This window comes from Pantoea phosphatilytica (assembly GCF_051025615.1).
In the GTDB taxonomy this organism is placed as follows: domain Bacteria; phylum Pseudomonadota; class Gammaproteobacteria; order Enterobacterales; family Enterobacteriaceae; genus Pantoea.
Window position 1 is genome coordinate 180,609 of record NZ_JBPFDF010000005.1, and the last position, 21,377, is coordinate 201,985.

Below are 21,377 nucleotides of genomic sequence, written 5' to 3' on the forward strand. Positions count from 1 at the left end.
TGTACGCCATGCCCCAGAGGGTTGACGCCGCGGCGATAGTTAACTGACTACTGCGTTCGCATCGCCAGACGCTGCCCCAGCACGCCACCAAATACGTTGATCAGCAGCCCCAGAATAATCACCAGCGCCCCCAGCATCTGCTGCCCGGAGAGGTGCTCATCCAGCACCAGCGCCGCGGTAACGATCCCCACCACCGGCACCAGTAGCGACAGCGGCGCAACGCGCCAGGTTTCGTAGCGACTCAGTAGGTTTCCCCAGATGGCGTAGCCCACCACGGTCGCAATAAACGCCAGATAGCAGAGCGCCAGCACGGTCTGCAGGTCGATATGCAGCAGGCTATCCACGATCGCGGCCTGACCATCAAACAGCAGCGAGCAGGCAAAGAAAGGCAGGATCGGCACCAGCGCGCTCCAGACCACCAGCGACATGATCGGCACGCTGCGGTTCCGCATAATGATCTTATTGGTGATGTTGCCCAGCCCCCAGGAGAGCGCCGCCGACAGCGTCAGCATCATCGTGGTCAGCGTAATCCCGGCGCTGACCCGCCCGGCCATGCCTGACGTTGCCAGCATAAACATCCCCAGCGTGGCGATGATAATGCCGGTGATGTGATTCCAGCGCAGTTTCTCCGCCAGCAGCAGCGCCCCCAGCAGCAGCGTAAAAAAGGCCTGCGCCTGCAGCACCAGCGAGGCCAGCCCGGCGGGCATGCCGAGCTGAATCGCCAGAAACAGAAAGGCAAACTGACCAAAACTGATGGTCATCCCGTAAACCACCAGCCAGCGCAGCGGGATCGGCGGACGGCGCACAAAGAAAATGGCGGGAAACGCGACCAGAGTGAAACGCAATCCGGCCAGCAGGAAAGGTGGCATGCCCTGCAGCCCCAGCTTGATCACCACAAAATTCACGCCCCACGCCACCACCACGCACAGCGCTAACAACATATCTTTAACCGACATCATAAACTCCTTGTTCCGCCCTCAGGCAGTAATCGCGATCGGGGTGGCGATATCAGCGCAGCACGCCTCCCCCACGATGCGAAAATAGTCATCCACCGCCAGCGCGATCGATCTCTCCAGCTCGCCCGCGTTAAACCACAGCGTACCGGCCTGCTGCAGCCGCGTATCCACCCGCAGCGCCAGCCGGTCATCAAAACTAAAGGGCGGCACCGCCCCCATCACACAGCCGGTCAGCACCTGCGCCTCTGCCGGATCGGCAAAAGAGGATTTTTTACCGCCGATGGCGCGCGCCGCGCTTTTAAAATTGATCCGGCAGTCGCCCGGCACAATCGCCAGCAACGGACGCGATGGCGCACCGTCGGGCATCACGACCTCCAGCACCATCGCCTTGGCCGCCTGGCTTAGCGCATTGCCGCGTATCGCGCTGATCTGGTCGGTCTGCCCGACCGCCGCATGTTCTACCACCCGGTAGCTGGCCTGATGCTGATCCAGCAGCGCAGTAATTTTTTCAAACGTCGTCATTCCCTTCTCCTCTTCTGGCACAGCCCGGCTTAGCTCCAGGCGATAGCGTGTTTCATCTTTTTGTCGGTCAGCCCGAAAAAGAACCCCATCGTGATGCGGGTGTCCCCGTCGACCCGATCGATCTCATGATAAAAAGCGGGATTAAACAGATAAATATCGCCATTGCGCGGCGAAAATTCGCAAATTTCGCTGTTTTCGATCACCCCGCGGCGATACCCCAGCTCACCGGCCGTCTTGAACTGCTCATCCTCCGGCGCCCACTTTTTGTTGAAGATGCGCAGCGCTCCGCCCGCACTGCATTCCTGCAGGCAGACCACGCAGCTGAGCTGATGCAGGATGTTCGTCACCGCCAGCGAGGTGGCGGCCGCATCGCGCACGATATTGTCGTTATGCAGCGGGTTCGCGACGCCATCGGCGTGAAAACGGACGATAGAACCGGCGTAGTCCCCTTTCCCCGGCTCATGGGCGACGCGCAGGCTTTCCAGCCGCAGCGCATGCTCAACCCAGCGGTAGATTTGCTCACGCAGCGTCTCCAGCGAGGCGGGCAGTGACGGCCGGATATCGCGCAGTTCGGTAAAGTAGTTATCGGGGGCGGCGGTGTGGCGTGCCAGAAAGGGGCCAAGCGTGGTCAGCGCGCCGTTGGGATAGTGGGAAACCCGGATCTTCTCCCGGCACTGCTGCAGGTCAGCCACCACCGCCTCACGCACCGCAGGGGTCAGAAAATTGCGCAGCACCAGCAGCGGCACCCTGGCGGTCACGATGTCATCCAGCCAGGTTGATTCCACAAACATGTTGGGATTAATCACGCGGAACTGATTGAAAATTGCCATCTTTATCACTCCCTAAACGGTATCTCATAGAGTTCATGATTGTTCATTCGCCGCCAGTTACCGACGCTGCCAGGTATCACTACGGGTTCAGAGGCGATCAGCGTGCAATCCTCCTGCTGCTGAAAGTGCATCGTAAAATAGTCGGGCCAGGGCGTGTCGTGCGGATACCACTGCCACGCCCAGGCTTTGTCGCGGGTAACGAAAATGGCATTGCCCGCGCTGCCGCCCGGCTCAACCTGCGCCATCTTTGCGCGCAGATAGTCGCGGGTGAAATCGGCGGGCGTGATCGCGTCCACCAGATAATGCAGATACTCTTCCGAATCGAAGCGCGACGCCGCCAGGCCGAGGTGGCGATAGATCGTCGGCAGAAAACCGTTATGCATCATGTACCACTGATGTCCGCCGCTGTTGCGCCACAGCGGATGAGAAAACGCCATTCCCTGATTTTTACTCAGCGTGGCGTGGCGGACATGCACCGCCAGAAACCGGCTGCGCAGGCGATCCACATCAATCCCCGGCAGCGCGTCGGCGAACGGGCCGGTGCCGTGCAGGGTGCGGATCTCCCCCGCGTCGAGCCACAGGCAGCCCCAGCCGTTGGGGTGCGACTTTATCGGGCCATCGTGATCGGCACTTTCGCCACAGCTCATGGCGCGCGCCGCCTCCAGAATCTGCGCGCTGTCGAACCGGCCGTGCGCCATAATCATCCTGCACATACTTTGTCTCTCCCTGCGCTGACGGGCTGAGCGTCAACGATCTGCTGAAACGTGGTCATAATGGGTTCCCGCGAGGTTGCGGAGAGGCTGAACGTTGCCAGAATGCCCGCATGGCGGGTCAGATCGGCATAGAGCGATGAACGGGGCGAAACCTGCAACGCAGGCAATCTGAGGACGGGCAGCAGCGCGCCCTGCTGATGGTCGTCGATCCAGCGTTCGGCCGCCTGCAGCTGCGCCGGTTGCCGTAACCGCAGCTGACCGACCGCGCCGGAGCCGGCAAACGCAAAGCGGGGCAACGTGCCGCCCGCCTCCAGCCGGAAAGCGATCTCCGCCCAGTTGACGCCCGTCACCGCCTGCACCAGCGCGGCCACCCCCATGCCAGAGAGCCGGAACCCCATCTCCAGAAAATGGGGTACGCCGTTGACCACGATAAAATCGATGTGAAACGCGCCCTGACGGTAGCCAAAGGTTTCACAGCAGAAGCGCATCAGGCTGATGAACGACGCAGGCAGGGCCGTGGCCGCCATCGCCACATGCCCCGACTCACAGAAGCTGACGCAGCCCTCCACATCCCGCGGCTGCTCAATCACTTTCTGACAGCAGGTCAGCGCCTGAGGCGCGCCCTGATGCACCACGCCCTGCAGCGAAAACTCCGTGCCCGTCAGCGCGCTTTCCACGATAAAGCCGCTGAAGCCGCGCCCGCCGTAGTTCATGGTCTGCACCAGCTTCTGCACCACGCTGTGCAGCTGGCCCGCGTGCTCGATCAGCCAGATACCCAGCCCCCCGCCGCCATCCACCGGTTTCACCACGCAGGGATAGATCAGCGCCTGCCCGGCCTCCAGAATGCTGAGCGGCGAGGCGAAAAAGCGGAACTCCGGCTGCGGGAAGCGCGGCCAGGCTTTTTTCAGCGCCATACGTTGCGCATATTTATCCAGCGGGATAAAGGCGGCGGGCGCGTCCGGCCCGGCCAGCATCTCACGCAGCCGTCCGGCACTGGTGTTATAGGCTTCAAAGCCCGCCAGCACCACCGTCGGATGCACCAGTAAACCGGCGTGCAGACAGGCCTGCATCACCTCCCACGGGTTTTCAGGGCGGTCGAGGCGAATGATCAGATCAAACGGCAGCGCCAGGCTAATCGACTGGTAATCAATAAAGTCGCCCATCTCCGCCAGCACGGTAACGTACCCGTCGCGCTTCGCCACCGCACACCAGGGGTTAAGTCCGTCGCGGGTGGCGCCAATTTGCAGGAAAATCTTCTTCATCGCCTTGCCTTACCGGGTTAACGCCCGGAAATGATTTCCGTCACGATGTCGTTCAGCACACCGTTACTGACCTGAATCACCGCCTTGTGGGGATCAAAGCGCAGGACGCGCGACAGCGGATCGTCACTTTTTCCCTCCAGCAGCGAGTTGACCGGCCTGCTCTGCCAGCAGTGCCGCATCTGCGTCAGCGTCATGCCGGAGCGCTGCATCAGCTGCCGGGCCAGCGCCAGATCGTCGCTGCGCTGATCGAGCAGGTCGCGGATAGCCGCCTCATCGAGCGGAATCTGCTGCTGCGCCAGCCACTGACCGAGCTGCGCGCCCTGTCCCAGGAAGGGGGAGTAGATCAGGCAGATCAGCTGTTCGTCGCGCAGATCAAACGCCTCCCGCGCAAACGTGCTAGCGCGCTGCCGCTGCCGCTGGATGGCGGCCTCATCCTGATAGCGCGCCGCCATCTCGTCGATGAGCACGGGTGGAAACTCTTTCTTCACCATCAGCGCCAGCGCAAAACGCACATATTCCCGGATCCCTTCACCATAGCTGCGCTGCAGCAGCGTTTCGGCCCGCAGACCGCGCAGGTGCGCCATCAGCGTCGGATTACCGCAGTCGGATTCAGAAAAACTGAACATCAGCGCATCAAACCGGAAGCCCATAAAATCGCTGAGCAGCGCCCAGTGCGCGCCCGCCTCATAGGCGGTGTCCTGATAGATATTGAAAAACAGCGGATCGCGCGCCAGCTGATGGGTGATGCGGTGCGCAGGCGTCAGCTGATCGGCACCATACACCTCGCTGAAGTAGCGGCCGGCCACGCCGTCCAGCGTCTGCAGAAACCCGCTGAAGCCCCGGCTTTTGTCCGCCACCGGCGCATCAAACAGGCGTGAAAGATGGCGCGCCCAGGCCAGATAGGCGGCCTGCTCCTGCGGCGAGTCACCGGTGATAATCAGATCCACGCCGCCGTTGTAGTCCGCCGCCAGGCCAAAGGAGTTCACCATGCTGAGGTTGCAGGCGTTGCAGAAGGTCGAGCGGGCATCGGCACGAAACCGGTGGCCATTCATCAGCACATCGTTGCGATTCTGCTGCCGCACACTCTCCGGCATCGGCAGGTCCCGGCTGAAAGGCCGGATCAGCAGGCCATCCACCACCAGACACTCCACCCGCTCATCGTCGTGCATGGCCAGCGCCTGATAAACGCGGTCGATATTCTCCATCACGCTCTGATTCATCCCCGCATGGCGGTTGGTGCTGACCCGCAGCGAGAAGGTGCGGCCCTGCTGCTGCCAGATCAGCCCCTGGATGTAACGCACCCAGGCCACCATATAGCTGCTGTCTTTTCCCCCGCCATAGGCGAGTAGCACCCGGTTCTCCTCAGGCTGCCGCGTCCGGGGTAACACCGCCAGCAGACGGGCCGCACAACGCTGCGCCGACGCAATAATGGCGGGTGACAGATACGTCTCAATCTCTTTCATCATGGCGGGCAGATTATTCATTTCTCACATTTCCTTCAGGTGAACGGCACCACGCGGTGGCCTGAACCCGGCACCGCCGGGCTGTTTAGCGTCATGAATAATTAAGAGATGCAGCCTAAAGTACTTTGAATGTACTCTGTTGAATATGCACAGATCAGCGCGATATGGGGTGGAACAGATGGCCGATGTTGTCGGTGAGCAGGAGAGTCAGCGCAGTCGTTACCGCCAGATAGCCGAACAGATCAAGCAGGCCATTCATGCCGGTTCGCTGGCGCCCGACAGCCGTCTGCCGTCGGTGCGCACGCTGGCGACCCAGTACAATGTCAGCCTGACCACGGCGCTGAAAACCCTGCGCACGCTGGAGGATGAACGCTACGCCGTCGCCCGCCCGAAATCGGGCTTTTTCGTTGCGCCGGAGCGGCCCCTGGCGCGCCAGCTGCCCGCCGTCAGCGAACAGCCGCGCGCCATTGCCCCGCTCGATGAGCAGACCGAACTGCACCTGGCGATGCTCGGCTCAGACTGCCGGGTGCGGCTCGACCTGGCTAACGGCGACAGCGCGCTCTATCCGGTCAGGCGCCTCGGCCTGCTGATGCGTCAGATGGGCTACAGCAAACCGGCCCTGCTCGGCAATACGGTCAAGGGCACCGGCTATGCGCCGCTGAAAACGGAAATTGCCCGCCGCGCGGTCGATTACGGCTGCAATATCAGCGCCGACGATATCCTGATCACCAACGGCTGCATTGAGGCAATCTCCCTGTCGCTGCGGGCCACCACCCAGCCGGGAGATGTGGTGGCGGTGGAGTCACCCTGCTATTTCGTGCTGCTGCAGATGCTGCATAACCTCAATCTGCGGGTGATCGAGGTGGAAGCCGGCCCGGAGGGATATATCAATGTCGCGAAGCTGACCGGGCTGTTTCAGCGCCGGGCGGTGCGGGTCTTTCTTACCCTCTGTAACGTCAACAACCCGCTGGGCAAGAGCATTCCCAACGAGCAGAAAGCCTATATTGCCCGCCAGGCTGATGAAAACGATGTGGTGATCATTGAGGATGATATCTTCGGCGATACCGCCTTTGGCGAGCGGCGTCCCTTTCCGATGCGCGCCTTCAGCCCCAACGCCATTCTCTGCAGCGGCTTCTCGAAAACCGTGGCGCCCGGCATCCGTATCGGCTGGGTTCACAGCGTCAACTACATGCGTAAAATCGCCTCGCTGAAATATACCTCGACCATGGGCACCTCGGTGCTGTCGCAGGCGGCGGTGGCGGAGCTGCTGCGCAGCGGCGGCTATGACGCTCACCTGCGCAAGCTGCGGCGCGAGCTGGCGCGGCAGATCCATGAAATGCGCCAGTCGGTGCTGCGGGAGTTTCCGGCGGGAACCCGGGTGTCCGATCCGGAAGGGGGATACGTGCTGTGGGTGGAGATGCCCCGACAGGCGCTGAACGTCCGCGAGCTGTTTCTGAAAGCGCGCAACGCGGGGATCGGCATTGCGCCGGGACACATTTTCGCCACCGACCCGCGTTACGATCACTGCTTCCGGCTCAATGCCGGGTTCGGCTGGAACCGGGAGGTGGAACAGGCGATTCAGCAGCTGGCACAGTGGTGCCAGCTGTCGTTAAGCACGCCGCTGGATTAGCTGTCGCGCCAGGCGATTTCGACCTCTTCCGCCAGAATCTGCACCGCCCGCTCAATGTTCTCCGCGTCCGGCACATAATTCATCCGCATACACTGATGGGTGTGCGGCCACGCCTGCTCCAGGCCGGGGAAGAAGAAGTGGCCCGGCACCATCAGCACGCCACGCGCCTTAAGGCGCTGATAAAGCAGTTCTGTCGTGATCGGCAGATCGCGGAACCAGAGCCAGAGGAAAATCGCCCCTTCCGGCTTGTGGATCAGGCAGCGATCTTCCGGCAGATAGCGTCGCAGGATTGCAAGGGTCTGCTGCACCTTCTGCTGATAAAACGGCTTAATCACCTCTTCAGAGAGACGCAGCAGATCGCCGCGACCGATCATCTCGTGGGCGATAGCCGGGCCGATACTGCCTGGCGCCAGGCTGATGATGCCGTTCATGTTACTCAGCGCCGAGATGGTCTTCTCGTCAGCGATGATGATGCCGCAGCGCGCGCCCGGCAGGCCGAGTTTTGACAGGCTCATGCAGAGGATGATATTGGGATTCCACAGCGGACGGACCTCGCTGAAAATAATGCCGGGGAACGGCACGCCATAGGCGTTGTCGATCAGCAGCGGCACATCATGCTGCTGCGCCAGCGCATCGAGCTGCATCAGCTCATCGTCAGTGATGACGTTGCCGGTGGGGTTCGTGGGACGCGAGACGCAGATCAGCCCGACCTCATCGTTCATCGGCAGATGTTCGAAATCGACATGATATTTAAACTGCCCTTCCGGCAGCAGCTCAATGTTCGGCTTCGCCGAGACAAACAGCCCCTCTTCCAGACCGGCATCCGCATAGCCCAGATATTCCGGCGCCAGCGGGAACAGCACCCGCTTTTTGCTGCCATCGGCCCGGCGACCGGCAAACAGATTAAACAGATAGAAGAAGGCGCTCTGGCTGCCGTTGGTCAGGGCGATGTTCTGCGCAGTGATCGGCCAGCCAAGCTGCTCGCTCAGCAGTGCTGCCAGCGACGCCAGCAGCGTCGCCTTACCACGCGGGCCGTCATAGTTACAGAGCGCCTCGCTGAGTTTGCCTTCCTCATGCATCTGCAGCAGCAGCTGCTGAAAGTAGTCGTTCATGGCCGGGATCTGCGCCGGATTACCGCCGCCCAGCATGATAGTGCCAGGCGTACGCAGGCCCGCGCCCATATCTTCCATCAGACGTGAGATGCCGGAATGTTGAGTAAATTTGTCGCCGAACTGAGAAAAGGACATAGCGGTTAAATATTTGTGATAGCGAATCGGGGGTCCACCATAACGCCCGCCATCGGCGGGCGCAATGGAAAGGCGTGAGGATTACTTCAGCGCCTGCGGGTTAACGCAGTTTTTATCGACGCTTCCGCCGAGCGCAGCGATGAGGTTTTCCACCGCATCCTGCATCATGCCGTAACGGGTTTCATGCGTGGCAGAACCGATGTGCGGCAGGGTGACCACGTTGGGCAGCGACAGCAGCGGAGAGTCGGCAGCGACCGGCTCCTGCTCAAACACATCCAGTCCGGCGGCGTGCAGCTTGCCCGCCTGCAGTGCGGCGATCAGCGCCTGTTCATCCACCACCGGCCCGCGACCGGCGTTAATCAGCACCGCATCCGGCTTCATCAGCGCCAGTTCAGCGGCACCGATCAGATGGTGCGTTTCGCGCGTCAGCGGCAGGCTGATGCAGACGAAATCACTCTCTTTCAGCAGCGTCTCCAGGTCACAGCGCCGTGCGCCAAAGCGCGTCTGCGCCTCTTCATGTTCACGGCGTGCGTTGTAGAGGATGTTCATGCCGAAGCCAAAGTGGGCGCGCTGCGCCAGCGCCATGCCGATACGGCCCATGCCGAGAATACCCAGGGTTTTATGATGCACGTCGATGCCGAACTGCGCCGGGCCGATGCTCTTCTGCCAGTGGCCCGCTTTGACCCAGGCATCCAGCTCCGGCACGCGGCGCGCCGTGCTCAGCACCAGCGCCATCATGGTATCCGCAACGGTTTCGGTCAGAACGGTCGGGGTGTGCATCAGCACCACGTTACGCTGGTTGAGCGCCTCGACATCAAAATTGTCATAGCCTACCGAGACGCTGGAGCAGACGCGCAGATTCGGCATTTTTGCCAGCAGGTCCCCGTTCACTTTACCGCCCGATCCCAGCAGCCCCTCGGCCTGCCGGAACGCCTCAGCGTGTTGCTGCTGATTTTCTGGCGAGAGGTCACTGATTTCCGTCACGTCACACTGTTCAGCCAGGCGGGCATAGAGATCGTCAGGCAGTTTTTTGTAGAGAATTACAGCGGGTTTCATTCGGTCGCTCCCGATCAATAAGTAGCGGGCGGCCTGCAGGCCGCCCGGAGAAACAGAGACGCATTGTTGCGCCGGTGGGCTGACGCCGGGTCAGCCCCCTTCAGCGCTTACGCTTTCAGGCCGGTTTTGCACTCTGCAGCGGCGGCGCTGTGTTCTGCGCCGGTTTCACAATCAGCGTCAGCCACACCGCCACCAGCAGGGCCGATCCCATAAAGATGTAGGAGGCCGCCGGGCTGCCGGTAGCCCCATTAAGATAGCCGACAATCCACGAACCGATAAACGACCCCAGCGCACCCATGCTGTTGATCAGCGCCATCGCGCCACCGGAGACGTTGCGCGGCAGCATCTCAGGAATAATGGCGAAGAACGGGCCGTAAGGCGCATACATCGCGGCACCGGCGATCACTAACAGGGTGTAGGACATCCAGAAATTGTTCGATCCCACCAGCCAGGAGCCGAGGAACGCCAGCGCCCCGACCAGCAGCAGCGGCCAGACAAACAGCTTACGGTTCTGGGTTCTGTCCGACGCCCAGGAGACCGCCACCATCGCGATAGTCGCGGCCAGATAAGGCACCGCAGAGAGCCAGCCCGCTTCCACCATACCCATCTGCGTACCGTTACGCAGAATCGACGGCAGCCACAGTACGAAGCCATAGACGCCGATGCTCCAGGCAAAGTATTGCAGGCAGAGAATGATCACGTTGCGGTTGCGGAACGCTTCGCCGTAGTTGCGCACCGCTTTGATGTTCTCCTGCTCTTTCTGCAGTTCAGCCTGCAGCGCCGCTTTCTCGGCATCGCTCATCCAGCGTGCCTGCGAAGGTTTATCCTGCACCAGGAACCACCAGGCCACCGCCCAGATCACCGCCGGAATCCCTTCGATGATGAACATCTCGCGCCAGCCAAAAGATTCGATCAGATAGCCGGAAACCACAGACATCCACAGCACCGTCACCGGGTTCCCCAGGATCAGAAAGGTGTTGGCGCGGGAGCGTTCCGATTTGGTAAACCAGTTGCTGATGTAGATCAGCATCGCCGGCATCACGGCCGCTTCGACCACCCCCAGGATAAAGCGGATTGCCGCCAGCATCGGAATGTTGCTGACCACCCCGGTCAGGGAGGCACAGCCGCCCCACAGGATCAGGCACCAGAAAATCAGTTTCTTCACGCTGCGGCGTTCGGCATAAATCGCCCCCGGGATCTGGAAGAAGAAGTATCCCAGGAAGAACAGCGCCCCCAGCAGCGAGGACATGCCTTTGGTGATGCCAAGATCATCATTAATCCCGGCAGCAGAAGCGAAGCTGAAGTTGGCCCGGTCGAGATAGGCCAGGCTGTAGGTGATAAACACGATGGGCATGATGAACCACCACCGTTTTGGCGCGATTGTCTGCTTTTTCATCGGGAACTCCTGTGTCTGTAGAGGGGGCGTTGACTACACATCGCCCAGTTGCTGACGCGTCGGCAGACCTTCGCTGTCACCAATAACCTGAATCGCCATCGAACCAATTTTGTTTCCGCGACGGATCGCCTGCGGCAGCGACTGACCTTCCAGCAGGGCGCTGATCACCCCTACCGCAAAGCCATCACCCGCCCCGACGGTATCCACCACGTTTTCAACCCTGACCGCCGCCACCTGGCCCTGTTCACCCTGGGCCGTTTTATACCAGGCACCGTCACACCCGGTTTTTATCACGACGGCTTTCACGCCCTTGTCGAGATAGAAATCCGCGATCGCCTCCGGCTGACGATAGCCGGTGAGGATCAGTCCCTCTTTTTCGCCTGGCAGCACCCAGTCGGCGTACTCTGCCAGCAGGTTGAGCTGCTTACGCATCTCCTCTTCGCTGCGCCACAGCACCGGCCGCAGGTTAGGATCAAACGAAATCGTTTTACCGCGCGACCGCATCTCTTTCGCAGTGTGTTTCAGCAGTTCCAGCGAGCTCTCTGACAGCGCCGCCGCGACACCGCTCAGGTGCAGATGACGCGCCGAGCCGAAATAGTCCGCGTCGAAATCGTCAACCGACAGATGGCTGGCCGCCGAACCTTTACGGAAATACTCCACCAGCGGGTCGGAACCATCATCGACTTTGGACTTCAGCTGAAAACCTGTGGGATAGCGCGAATCGACCGTTACCCGGGCGTGGTCGATCCCCTCTTTTTCCAGCTGCTGACAGATAAACCGGCCAAAGGCGTCATCGCCGATGCGGCTGACCCAGCCCACTTTCAGACCAAGACGGGCAAGGCCGGTTGCGACATTCAGCTCTGCGCCCGCGGCACGTTTCACAAAGGTCTCTGCTGCGGCCAGGTCGCCGGTTTCACGGGCGACGAACATCGCCATCGCCTCACCAATCGTGACAACATCAAGCGGACCGTTATGATGCATAGTGTGATGCGTCATCATCTTTACTCCTTACACGTTACGCAGCAGCGACACATAGTGGCGTGTCACCGCAGTCAGATCGTCGCCTTCGAGCGGAAATTCAATGCCGCGCGGCGCGGTAGCCGGTAGCTGTTGCAGCAGGGCGAGCCAGCAGTCGTCAGCATCATCCAGCGCAATCGCCCGGAAGCTCTCCTGATGCGGCACTGCGGCTTTGACATGCACATAGCCCACCTGCGCGGCCAGCAATGCTGCCGCCTGACCGGCATCCTCACCGGTCCAGCACCAGTTGCCCATATCAAAGGTCATGTTAATGGCCAGCCCGGCTTCCCTGACCGCCGTAAAAAACGCCACCGTCGGGGCCAGCCGGCCCTGTTCGGTCTGATCGTTTTCTATCGTCAGCTGAAACGGCAGCGAGGCCAGCAGCGCCTGCAGCGTGTCGCGTGGCAGCGCACCGGTAAAGTCGCCCAGCGCCAGCTTCAGTCGCTGCGCGTTTAACTGGCGCGCTTCTTCAACGTAGTGAGTTATGCGCGGATTGATTTCGCCGCCGTCACAAAACAGGGTATCGGGCACCGAATAGCTGGCGTGGAGCTGATGCTGCGCCACCGCCTGGGCCAGCGACGGCAGCGTCGCCAGTGCCGCGTCATCAAGCAACTCGCGGCGAATTTCGACGCCGTCAGCGCCCGCCTGCTGAATAATCGGTAGCAGCGCACGCTGACCGCCGAGCGCGGCGATCTGAGCATGGCCATAGGCGGCGGTCACCACGATGATGTCAGGTTTCATGTTCTACTCCATGGCAGATGGCTGCCCATAACGAATAGAAAAACCCTAAATGGAACCGGTTCCAAAGCAAAGGAGCAAACTGTGAAATTATGATCGTGCTCACGAAGCGAGCACGTAAAGGAAAGGTTAAATCTGAATTTCAGCCCAGAGGCTGGCTGGAGCCGCGAACGATCAGTTCGCCAGAGAAAACCTGTTCGGCAACCGGCAAATCGCTGCCCTCTATGCGCGCTATCAGCCGTTCCAGCGCACTGAAGCCAATCTGCCAGGTAGGCTGTTTCAGCGTGGTGATCCCGACACCCGCCAGTGCCGCCCACTCCAGTTCGTCGAACCCGAGGAGCCCGATATCGCGACCCCAGTGCAGATTGAGCCGTTGCAGCGATCGCGCTACCTGCAGCGTCAGTGCGCCGTTGGCGACCATCACCGCACAGCGTTTGCCGGCGTGACGCTGCCGGAATGTCAGCAGCGCCTGGTCCAGCGCGGCAGGCTGATGCAGCGGGACCTCCGCATTTTCATGCGCAACCTGTGGATGCGAGCCCAGCAGCTGACGAAAAGCCTGCAGGCGCTCGCGGCGGGTGTTGACGCTGCCCAGCGGCTCACTGAGAAACAGCAGCGCCTCGTAGCCATTCTCCACCAGATGGCGCGTGGCGGTTTCGGCGGCTTCGGCATTATTCAGGCCCACCACATCGCAGGGAAAATCGGGGATTTTGCGGTCAATCAGGACCATCGGCAGCAGCGACTGTTGCAGGTGATTGAGCACCTCTTCGCGCATGCCGACCGCGTTGACCACAATGCCCTCCACCTGATAGCTGCTCAGCAGTTGCAGATAGTGCTGTTCCAGATCCACTTCATTGTTGGTGTTACACATCAGCAGCGTGAAGCCCTGCTCGCGGCAGGCGGCTTCAATCCCGCTCATCACATCCACAGAATAGGGGTTGGTAATATCGGCAATAATCAGACCGATCAGCCGGGTACGACCGCGCTTCAGGCCGCGTGCCATCTGACTGGGGCGATAGCTGAGATCGGCAATAGCCTGCTCGATCCGCGCTTTTAAATCCGCAGAGAGCAGATGCAGTTCGCCATTCAGATAGCGCGAAACGCTGGTTTTTCCGGTTCGTGCCGCGCGAGCAACATCGCTGATGGTGGCGCGAGGCGGCCTGATTTTCATGAGATATCCTGCGAAATAAGAAACCAGGCAGAGACTAGCACAAGCCAGGCCCGGTGCAAAAAGTGCTGCGCCGGAAATTGCTGCCCGGCGTGTTTACTTTTTCGACGGCAGGCCGGTCATCAGCCGCCGCAGATTTTCCAGCACCTGTTCAGCCAGATGAAGAGGCAGGAGAGGATGGGGGATAGCCGTGCGTGGCTGGCTTTGATCGCGAAAGGGGAAGTGCAGAAAGGCGGTAAAAAGGGCTGTGTCGTTCAGAACGGTTTACGCTCAGGTTTCAGCTGGCCCTGTTTACAGAAACGAGACAGACGCTGAGAGTGAGTTTCGCAGAACAGCGAGCGCCCCCGGACGGGGGCGACCGCGATTAGCCCAGCGGGCTGAGGGTGATCTCAACGCGACGGTTTTGCGCTTTACCGGCTTCGGTGCTGTTGGTGGCAACCGGATTATCCGGGCCTGCACCCTGAGTGCGCAGGCGGTCGCTGGCAACGCCCTGCGTGATCAGTGAGCTGGCCACGCTTTCAGCACGCTGCTGTGACAGGCGCATGTTCAGTGCACGGCTGCCGGTGCTGTCGGTGTAACCCACGACGTTTACCGCGGTTTTCGGATACTCTTTCAGCACTAACGCCACACCGGTCAGCGTGTTCGCGCCAGCCGGTTTCAGGTTGCTGCTGCTGGAGTCGAACGTCACATTGTTTGGCATATTCAGGATGATGTTATCGCCGTTACGGGTCACGCTGACGCCGGTGCCACGCATCTTGTCGCGCAGTTTGGCTTCCTGCACATCCATGTAGTAACCGACGCCACCGCCCAGCGCGGCACCACTTGCGGCACCGATCAGAGCACCCTTACCGCGATCTTTTTTCGACGAAGAGAGCACGCCGACACCGGCACCCACTAACGCCCCCAGACCTGCGCCCACGCCTGACTTGCCCGCCTGAGATTCGCCGGTGTAGGGATTAGTAGTACAACCTGGCAGGGCCAGACTGCCGCTTAATAACAAGGTGATGGCGATTAATTTCTTCTGCATTTCTGTTCCCTTACATTCGAGAAACCGGGAAAAACCTTTCCCATAAGTGGCACGATTATGCCGCCTGTGACCAGGCAATGTAGTGCGGAAAAATCCTGATTTGTCAGGAATCAGCCTTTCTGGTTGTCAGGATGGCGGAAACAGTTGCTCTGATGATCGTTTATCAGCCCGCAGGCCTGCATAAAGGAGTAGCAAATTGTCGGGCCGATGAATTTAAAACCACGCTGCTTCAGCGCTTTCGAGAGCGCTATGGCCTGCTCTGAGGTCGCGGGCGCCTGGCGGTAATCGGGATGATGGTGAACGATTTGCACGTTATCGACAAATTGCCACACGAAGTGGCCGAAATCCTCGCCTTTGGCTTCCATCTCAAGAAAAGCCCGGGCGTTGACAATAATGGCCGCAATTTTACCCGCATGGCGAATAATGCCGCTGTTATGCATCAGCGCGTCGATCGCTGCGGCATCCATCTGCGCAATGGCCGCGGGATCAAACTGATGAAACGCCATCCGGTAGTTTTCGCGCTTTTTCAGCACAGTAATCCAGGATAATCCCGCCTGCTGCCCCTCCAGACAGAGCATCTCAAACAGCGCATGTTTGTCTCTCTGTGCCACACCCCATTCCCTGTCGTGATAAGCCAGATAGAGGGGATCCTGCGTTACCCAACCACATCGTTGCATCGCTTTTTTCCTTTATGACGAGAATATTTTAGCGGTCCGCTTGATCTTAGAATTAATCGGTTGATAGTTAAACGAACACCGGGTAAATAACAGAGACAGCTCGGAATTTGATCAGAACGTTGGATAACCACTTCAGCTCTGCCTGGAGAAAAGATGTTGCCAGAAAGCGGTGGAAAAGGTCTGCGGACCTGCTGTGCTGTAGGGCTATTAATCTTATCGCAACCGACGTTTGCCCGCGGAGGCGCTCCCGCGCCTCAGCACCCCGATCTGCTGCCCGACTACGACACGATTCTGGCCGAAAAAATTGCCCTGACGCCCCTCGCCTTCAGCGATGACAGCCGCGCCCTGTTTGAGGCCGCCATCAACTCCCCCACGGCTTCACCGATCGCGTTGCACAGCGAAACCGGCAGCGCAGGCACCACACCGCTGGGAAAACGCTACCGGGCTGGCATTAATCTGCCCCTTTCCTCCTCCTTCACCACCGGGCCGGTGGCGCAGTATGCAGTTGACCCGCAGCAGACGAACTGCCTGCAATGCGACTACAGCGATCCGCAGAGCCGTGAGCAGAGCGCCAGCGTTGGCTGGCGCATCGATTCGCAGCAGGGATGGATAGCGCCCTGGGCGCAGGTAAGTTATCACTATTTTCTGGCCGATACGCCGCAGAGTGTCGGGCGCGACATCACCAGCGGCTCAGATCAGAGCAATGGCATCGACCTGAGTATCGGGGCGCAGCTGCCTCTGAATGATAATCTGGCGGCATTTGCCTCCTTTTCACAGAGCGAAGCGCTGAATAACGAGGAGCAGCAACTCTACAGCTTTGGCTTCAGTGCCAGCTTCTGAGCGGGGCATAAAAAGAGAAAGGCGACCGGATGATTAAAATATAATGAGGCTGCTAATCATTATACCGGTAACATTATGCGCAACGATTTGACAATTATTGGCCGCGAAATTGTGGTCTTCCTGCTGGCCGCTCTGGTTCTCGCCCTGACTATCATTCCTGTCTACGTTGATGTCGCCTGGATGAACGATGCCCTGCACGAAACCTCTTTTACCGAAACCACGCAGGAACTGATGCTGGCGATCATCGCCGCGCTGTTTTTCATTGCGGCCCGCGGCCGCGCTGGCCAGCGTGGGGGGCTGACCTTAGTGGCTGGCTTTTACAGCTGCATGCTGATCCGCGAACTCGATTTCGTCTTTGACACTATTCAGCACGGCAGCTGGGTCTGGTTTGCGCTGGCCATGACGGCAGGTTCACTGGCCGTGGCGCTGCGCACGCCGAAACAGACCATAAAGGGACTGGCGGCGCTGGTGCAGCATCGCAGCTGGCCGGTGATGGCCTCCGGCTTTCTGGTGGTCCTGGTCTTCTCACGGCTGTTTGGGATTCATGCGCTGTGGCAGCACCTGATGCCGGGCGATTACAACCGCGCAGTGAAAAACATGGCCGAAGAGGGCACCGAACTGCTGGGATACAGCCTCTGCTGGCTCGCTTCGGTTCGCTATTTATGGCAAACCCGTCCCGCCGCCACAGCCGTCAGCCTGCATGCCGCTGAATCCGCACCGGCCCGCCACGCTGCGTCTCCGGCCACCTCGCACTGATCACGGCCCTTTTTAAGCGATCCCCCTCGTTAAAAAAGGTACAATATCCCCTTCTGCGCTGGCGACCGTTTCCCGGCGCAAGGTGTTTGTTAACCTCAGGTCTTTTCATGTCAGCTAAAATCTTAACTTCAACGCTCATTGGCCTGGATGCCTTCCGACAGGATCCGCTGACTGCCCTTCAGCAGGCGGAAAAGGGCACGCTGGCGGTGTTAGATAACTACGCGCCGGTGATGTATGCCATCACCCCGGCGCGTCTGGCGGAGCTGCTGGCGCTGGAAGCCGCCGCCCGGCAGCCAAACGATGTGGCGCTGGATGACAGCCTGTATGACGATACGCCCGCCCCACTCCACACACCGGCCGGGAAGTTCGCCATGTATCCGGGCTGGCAGCCGGATGCCGACTTTACGCGTCAGGCCGCCATCTGGGGCGTGGCGCTGAGTGAACCGGTGACGCCCGCCGAGCTGGCGGCCTTTGTCGCCTACTGGCAGGCGGAAGGCCGGATGTTCCACCATGTGCAGTGGCAGCAGAAGCTGGCACGCAGCATCCAGATGAATCGCGTCGCCAGCGGCGGGCAGCCGAAGCGTGATATCACGCAGTTGCCCGATCCTGACCGTACTATTCCCGATGGTTTCCGAGGTGAATAATGAAAACGCCCGACGATCTCTTTAACCGTCTGAAAAAAATGATGCCCGCCGGTACCCGGCCGAAATTCGCCAATGGTGAAGAGCTGCTGGCGTGGAACCAGGAGCAGGGTCGCCTGCGTTCAGAGGCGATTGTGCGTGAGAACCGCGCAATGAAAATGCAGCGCGTGATGGGCCGTTCCGGCATTCGGGAACTGCATATCAACTGCTCCTTCGACAATTACCGGGTCGAAAACGAGGGACAGCGCAAAGCCCTGGAGCTGGCGCGTCAGTACGCCGCTGAATTTGATGGCAGCATCGCCAGCTTTGTCTTTTCAGGCCGCCCGGGTACGGGTAAAAACCATCTGGCCGCCGCGATCGGCAACGACCTGATCCTGCGCGGAAAAAGTGTGCTGATCGTGACGGTCGCCGACCTGATGTCGAGCATGAAGGGCACCTTCAGCGGCAGCAGCGGCATCACCGAAGAGCGTCTGATTCAGGATCTCAGCAGTGTTGATCTGCTGGTCATCGATGAGATTGGTATGCAGAGCGAATCGCGCTACGAGAAGGTGATTATCAACCAGATCGTCGACCGCCGCTCCTCGTCGAAACGGCCGACCGGTATGCTCTCCAACCTCGATCATGCGGGCATGAATGCCCTGCTGGGTGAACGCGTGATGGACCGTATGCGCCTGGGCAACAGCCTGTGGGTTCGCTTTGACTGGGAAAGCTATCGCAGTCGGGTGCGCGGCGACGAATATTAATCCCCGCCGAAGCCCGGTATGTTGCAGGCTGTAGCCTCCCGACCGCGCGCGCTTCGCGTCGCCGGATAACGCGGCTGGCTTGCGGCGACCGCGTGCCGGATCTGCCGGAACCGCAGGCTGACCCGGCAATCCGATCGCGGTCACGCTCCCGGCCAGGGGCGCTTCTGTTGTGTGAAACAGGCCGCAAAAGTGTGGGGTATAGAACGCGCAGGGGCTGATAAACTCAATGTTTACTCCTCTGTTGGGTGAACCCGTGATGAAAACGAACGGCAAAGGCCCTGCACTACTGCGACTGAATAATCAGAAACGCGTGATGGCCCGGTTGCGTAAACAGCGAGTCACGTCGCGTCAGGAGCTGGCGGAGGCGCTGGCGCTCAGCAAGAATACCGTGTCGTTAATCATTGACGATCTGCTGGAGCAGGCGCTGATAGAGGAGCTGGGGCCGGTCAGCGTGGCGGCCGCCGGGCGGCCCAAGATCGGCATCCGGCTGCGGCCGGAAAAACTGCAGAGCGCAGGCGTGATGGTGGAACGCAACGTCATCCACTGGCGGGTCTGTGACTACTTTTCTCAGGTACTGGCTGAACAGACGCTGCGAACCGACACCAGTAACCCGAACCGGTTACTGGCCGAGCTGGCCACGCTCTGCCGCCAGCTCACCGAACGTTACCCCCATCTGCTCGGCATTGGCCTGGGCTTTCCGGGCATCGTCGATCCCCGGCGCGGCTGGATGCATATCTCGTTGCCGCTGGAATGGCAGGATGTTGACCTGCTGACCTCGCTGCGCAGGCAGATTCAGCTGCCCATTCGCATTATGAACAATGTCAAAGCGGCGGCGCTGCTGGCGGTGGAGCAGTGTGGATTACCCACAGAGAGCGGCCACTTCTATCTGCGCGTGTCTGAAGGGATTGGCGGTGCACTGATCCAGCACGGGGACGTCTTTACCGGGCACAGCTGGACCGCCGGAGAGGCGGGACATCTGATAGTTCAGCCCGGCGGACCGCGTTGCAGCTGCGGTCGCCGCGGCTGTCTGGAAGCGCTGATCAGCAAACCTGCCGTCAATCAGCAGCTGGCGCAGCGCCAGCCAGGCCTGAGCTGGCAGAGCCGGGACAGTGCGACGCGGGTAGTGGATGAGGTGATGACGCAGGCTGGTGGCTTTCTGGGTGCCGCGCTGGGTCAGATCATGCTGCTGCTCAACCCGGCCACCATCATCATCGATTGCCCGTGGAACGTCAGTGAGACATTCTGTCAGGCGGTGCGCAAAACGGCCCAGAGCAACACGCTGGCCTTTACCGCTTCCCACACGCAGCTGCACTTTCCCGAAAACCGGATAGATCCGGCCAACGGCCTGGCGCTGGCGGTGATCGAGGAGAGTGAGCAGCGGCTGATCTAGTGGCGCGGGCCGCACCGATTTACAGGCCTCGCTTCACACCCGGCGCGCTCTGCTACAGCACATTCTCCCCGTGATGCTGGCGATACTCTTTCGGCGTGGTGTCGTAGCTTTTGCGGAACACCGAGTAGAAATACTGCAGTGAAGGATAGCCGCACATCTGCGAGATCTCATTGATATTGAGTGAGGAAGAAGCCAGCAGTTCGCGCGCTTTTTCCAGTTTTTCGCGGTGGATCATCGCATGAATGGTGTCGCCGGTTTCATCCCGAAAACGCTTCTCCAGGTTGGAACGCGACAGCCCGACGGCATCCAGCACCTGCTCCACTTTAATCCCCTTGCAGGCGTTGAAGCGGATATAGTGCATCGCCTGAATCACCGCCGGATCGCGCAGCGAGCGGAAATCCGTTGAGCGCCGGGCGATGACCTTCACCGGCGGCACCAGAATGCGCTGAAGCGGCAGCGGCTGTTTATCCAGCAGCCGGTGCAGCAGTTTGGCCGCCTGATAGCCCATCTGCCGTGAGCCCTGCGCGACCGAAGAGAGCGCCACCCGCGACAGATAGCGGGTCAGCTCCTCATTATCAATCCCGATCACCGTAAGCTTCTCCGGCACCGGAATCTTCAGAAGCTCACACGCCTGCAGCAGATGACGCGCCCGCGCATCCGTGACGGCGATGATCCCGGTCTGCGGCGGCAGCGTCTGCAGCCAGTCTGCCAGCCGGTTCTGGGCGTGCTGCCAGTTATCCGGCGCGGTTTCCATCCCCTGATAAACCACACCCTGATAGCGCTCGCGTCCCACCAGTTTACGGAACGCCTGTTCCCGCTCCTGCGCCCAGCGCTTGCCGCTGGACGCCGGTAAACCGTAGAAGGCGAAGCGGTTAATCCCCTTCTCTTTCAGATGCAGAAAGGCTTTTTCGACCAGCGCGGCGTTGTCTGTGGCGATATAGTGCACCGGCGGATAATCTTCCTGGCGATGGTAAGAGCCGCCGACGCCGACGATCGGAACAGAGACGTTCGACAGCAGGGTTTCGATGGAGCGATCGTCATAGTCAGCGATCACCCCATCGCCCAGCCACTCGCGGATGTTGTCGATGCGACAGCGAAAATCTTCTTCGATGAAGATATCCCAGTCAGTCTGAGACGCCTGCAGATACTCCCCGACGCCCTCAACAACCTGACGGTCATACACCTTGTTGGCATTAAACAGCAGCGTAATGCGATAACGTTTATCATGCATGGTGGCGCGTTCCCTTAAATCCTCAGCGCATTGCATAACACGCCTGAAAGGGGCAAAAAAATTGTTTGCGCCACAAT

Annotated in this window: 21 protein-coding genes; 6 read left to right on the forward strand and 15 right to left on the reverse strand. The window is 60.1% G+C overall.

Annotated features, from left to right (window positions below):
* Positions 1–47 precede the first annotated feature (47 nt).
* The 6 genes from ACR6AS_RS17600 to ACR6AS_RS17625 are packed head-to-tail and all read right to left on the reverse strand — an operon-like array spanning position 48 to position 5,767.
* On the reverse strand, positions 48–956 hold the full coding sequence (locus ACR6AS_RS17600; protein WP_111141051.1) for an EamA family transporter: 909 nt from the start codon (positions 954–956) through the stop codon (positions 48–50).
* Between the two features lie 21 nt (positions 957–977).
* Positions 978–1,478 carry a YbaK/EbsC family protein gene (locus ACR6AS_RS17605; protein WP_418799392.1) on the reverse strand — a complete coding sequence of 167 codons (501 nt, stop codon included), beginning with the start codon at positions 1,476–1,478 and terminating at the stop codon, positions 978–980.
* A gap of 29 nt (positions 1,479–1,507) precedes the next feature.
* Entirely contained in the window at positions 1,508–2,308 is an 801-nt protein-coding gene (locus tag ACR6AS_RS17610) for a 2OG-Fe(II)-dependent halogenase WelO5 family protein (RefSeq protein WP_418799394.1), read from the reverse strand.
* Positions 2,309–2,313: 5 nt separating this feature from the next.
* A complete protein-coding gene (locus ACR6AS_RS17615; RefSeq protein ID WP_418799396.1) occupies positions 2,314–3,021 on the reverse strand; it encodes a class II glutamine amidotransferase in 708 nt (235 codons plus the stop codon).
* Positions 3,009–4,283: an ATP-grasp domain-containing protein gene (locus ACR6AS_RS17620; RefSeq protein ID WP_293773509.1), complete on the reverse strand. Its 1,275-nt coding sequence runs from the start codon at positions 4,281–4,283 to the stop codon at positions 3,009–3,011. The genes ACR6AS_RS17615 and ACR6AS_RS17620 overlap by 13 nt, the downstream gene beginning before the upstream one ends.
* A 17-nt stretch (positions 4,284–4,300) precedes the next feature.
* On the reverse strand, positions 4,301–5,767 hold the full coding sequence (locus ACR6AS_RS17625; protein ID WP_434163295.1) for a hypothetical protein: 1,467 nt from the start codon (positions 5,765–5,767) through the stop codon (positions 4,301–4,303).
* A 157-nt stretch (positions 5,768–5,924) separates the two neighbouring features.
* Between ACR6AS_RS17625 and ACR6AS_RS17630 the strand changes: the two genes are divergently transcribed.
* On the forward strand, positions 5,925–7,376 hold the full coding sequence (locus ACR6AS_RS17630) for an aminotransferase-like domain-containing protein (RefSeq protein ID WP_111141061.1): 1,452 nt from the start codon (positions 5,925–5,927) through the stop codon (positions 7,374–7,376).
* Here the strand turns inward: ACR6AS_RS17630 and ACR6AS_RS17635 are convergent.
* From ACR6AS_RS17635 to ACR6AS_RS17670, 8 genes are all read right to left on the reverse strand, one after another.
* Positions 7,373–8,623 (reverse strand): valine--pyruvate transaminase, encoded by a 1,251-nt coding sequence (locus ACR6AS_RS17635; RefSeq protein ID WP_111141062.1) that lies wholly within the window; start codon positions 8,621–8,623, stop codon positions 7,373–7,375. The genes ACR6AS_RS17630 and ACR6AS_RS17635 overlap by 4 nt on opposite strands.
* An 81-nt stretch (positions 8,624–8,704) precedes the next feature.
* The gene (ghrB, locus tag ACR6AS_RS17640) at positions 8,705–9,679 is read right to left on the reverse strand and encodes a glyoxylate/hydroxypyruvate reductase GhrB (protein WP_367395948.1); all 975 of its coding nucleotides are present in this window, start codon (positions 9,677–9,679) and stop codon (positions 8,705–8,707) included.
* A 115-nt stretch (positions 9,680–9,794) separates the two neighbouring features.
* Positions 9,795–11,075: an MFS transporter gene (locus ACR6AS_RS17645; RefSeq protein ID WP_434163299.1), complete on the reverse strand. Its 1,281-nt coding sequence runs from the start codon at positions 11,073–11,075 to the stop codon at positions 9,795–9,797.
* Between the two features lie 33 nt (positions 11,076–11,108).
* Positions 11,109–12,074 carry a sugar kinase gene (locus ACR6AS_RS17650; RefSeq protein ID WP_293773516.1) on the reverse strand — a complete coding sequence of 322 codons (966 nt, stop codon included), beginning with the start codon at positions 12,072–12,074 and terminating at the stop codon, positions 11,109–11,111.
* Between the two features lie 9 nt (positions 12,075–12,083).
* Positions 12,084–12,833, reverse strand: coding sequence for a sugar phosphate isomerase/epimerase family protein (locus ACR6AS_RS17655; RefSeq protein WP_111141070.1), 750 nt, complete (start codon positions 12,831–12,833; stop codon positions 12,084–12,086).
* Positions 12,834–12,972: 139 nt separating this feature from the next.
* On the reverse strand, positions 12,973–13,998 hold the full coding sequence (locus tag ACR6AS_RS17660; RefSeq protein WP_111141072.1) for a LacI family DNA-binding transcriptional regulator: 1,026 nt from the start codon (positions 13,996–13,998) through the stop codon (positions 12,973–12,975).
* A 361-nt stretch (positions 13,999–14,359) separates the two neighbouring features.
* The gene (locus tag ACR6AS_RS17665) at positions 14,360–15,022 is read right to left on the reverse strand and encodes an OmpA family lipoprotein (RefSeq protein WP_111141074.1); all 663 of its coding nucleotides are present in this window, start codon (positions 15,020–15,022) and stop codon (positions 14,360–14,362) included.
* 110 nt (positions 15,023–15,132) lie between these two features.
* The gene (locus ACR6AS_RS17670) at positions 15,133–15,699 is read right to left on the reverse strand and encodes a DNA-3-methyladenine glycosylase I (RefSeq protein WP_434163304.1); all 567 of its coding nucleotides are present in this window, start codon (positions 15,697–15,699) and stop codon (positions 15,133–15,135) included.
* A 153-nt stretch (positions 15,700–15,852) separates the two neighbouring features.
* Here ACR6AS_RS17670 and ACR6AS_RS17675 point away from each other — a divergent pair, with 153 nt between their 5' ends.
* The 5 genes from ACR6AS_RS17675 (at position 15,853) to ACR6AS_RS17695 (ending at position 20,069) form a co-directional block, all read left to right on the forward strand.
* Positions 15,853–16,539, forward strand: a complete 687-nt coding sequence (locus tag ACR6AS_RS17675) for an autotransporter (protein ID WP_434163306.1) — start codon at positions 15,853–15,855, stop codon at positions 16,537–16,539.
* A 75-nt stretch (positions 16,540–16,614) separates the two neighbouring features.
* Positions 16,615–17,295, forward strand: a complete 681-nt coding sequence (locus ACR6AS_RS17680) for a hypothetical protein (protein WP_418803842.1) — start codon at positions 16,615–16,617, stop codon at positions 17,293–17,295.
* Positions 17,296–17,402: 107 nt separating this feature from the next.
* On the forward strand, positions 17,403–17,939 hold the full coding sequence (gene dnaT / locus ACR6AS_RS17685; RefSeq protein ID WP_111141082.1) for a primosomal protein DnaT: 537 nt from the start codon (positions 17,403–17,405) through the stop codon (positions 17,937–17,939).
* Positions 17,939–18,679 carry a replicative helicase loader DnaC gene (gene dnaC, locus ACR6AS_RS17690; protein ID WP_111141084.1) on the forward strand — a complete coding sequence of 247 codons (741 nt, stop codon included), beginning with the start codon at positions 17,939–17,941 and terminating at the stop codon, positions 18,677–18,679. The genes dnaT and dnaC overlap by 1 nt, the downstream gene beginning before the upstream one ends.
* A gap of 256 nt (positions 18,680–18,935) precedes the next feature.
* Positions 18,936–20,069 (forward strand): ROK family protein, encoded by a 1,134-nt coding sequence (locus ACR6AS_RS17695; protein WP_111141090.1) that lies wholly within the window; start codon positions 18,936–18,938, stop codon positions 20,067–20,069.
* 52 nt (positions 20,070–20,121) lie between these two features.
* On the opposite strand, the gene xylR is transcribed toward ACR6AS_RS17695, so the two are convergent.
* Positions 20,122–21,300: a D-xylose utilization transcriptional activator XylR gene (xylR, locus tag ACR6AS_RS17700; RefSeq protein ID WP_111141086.1), complete on the reverse strand. Its 1,179-nt coding sequence runs from the start codon at positions 21,298–21,300 to the stop codon at positions 20,122–20,124.
* Between the last annotated feature and the right edge of the window lie 77 nt (positions 21,301–21,377).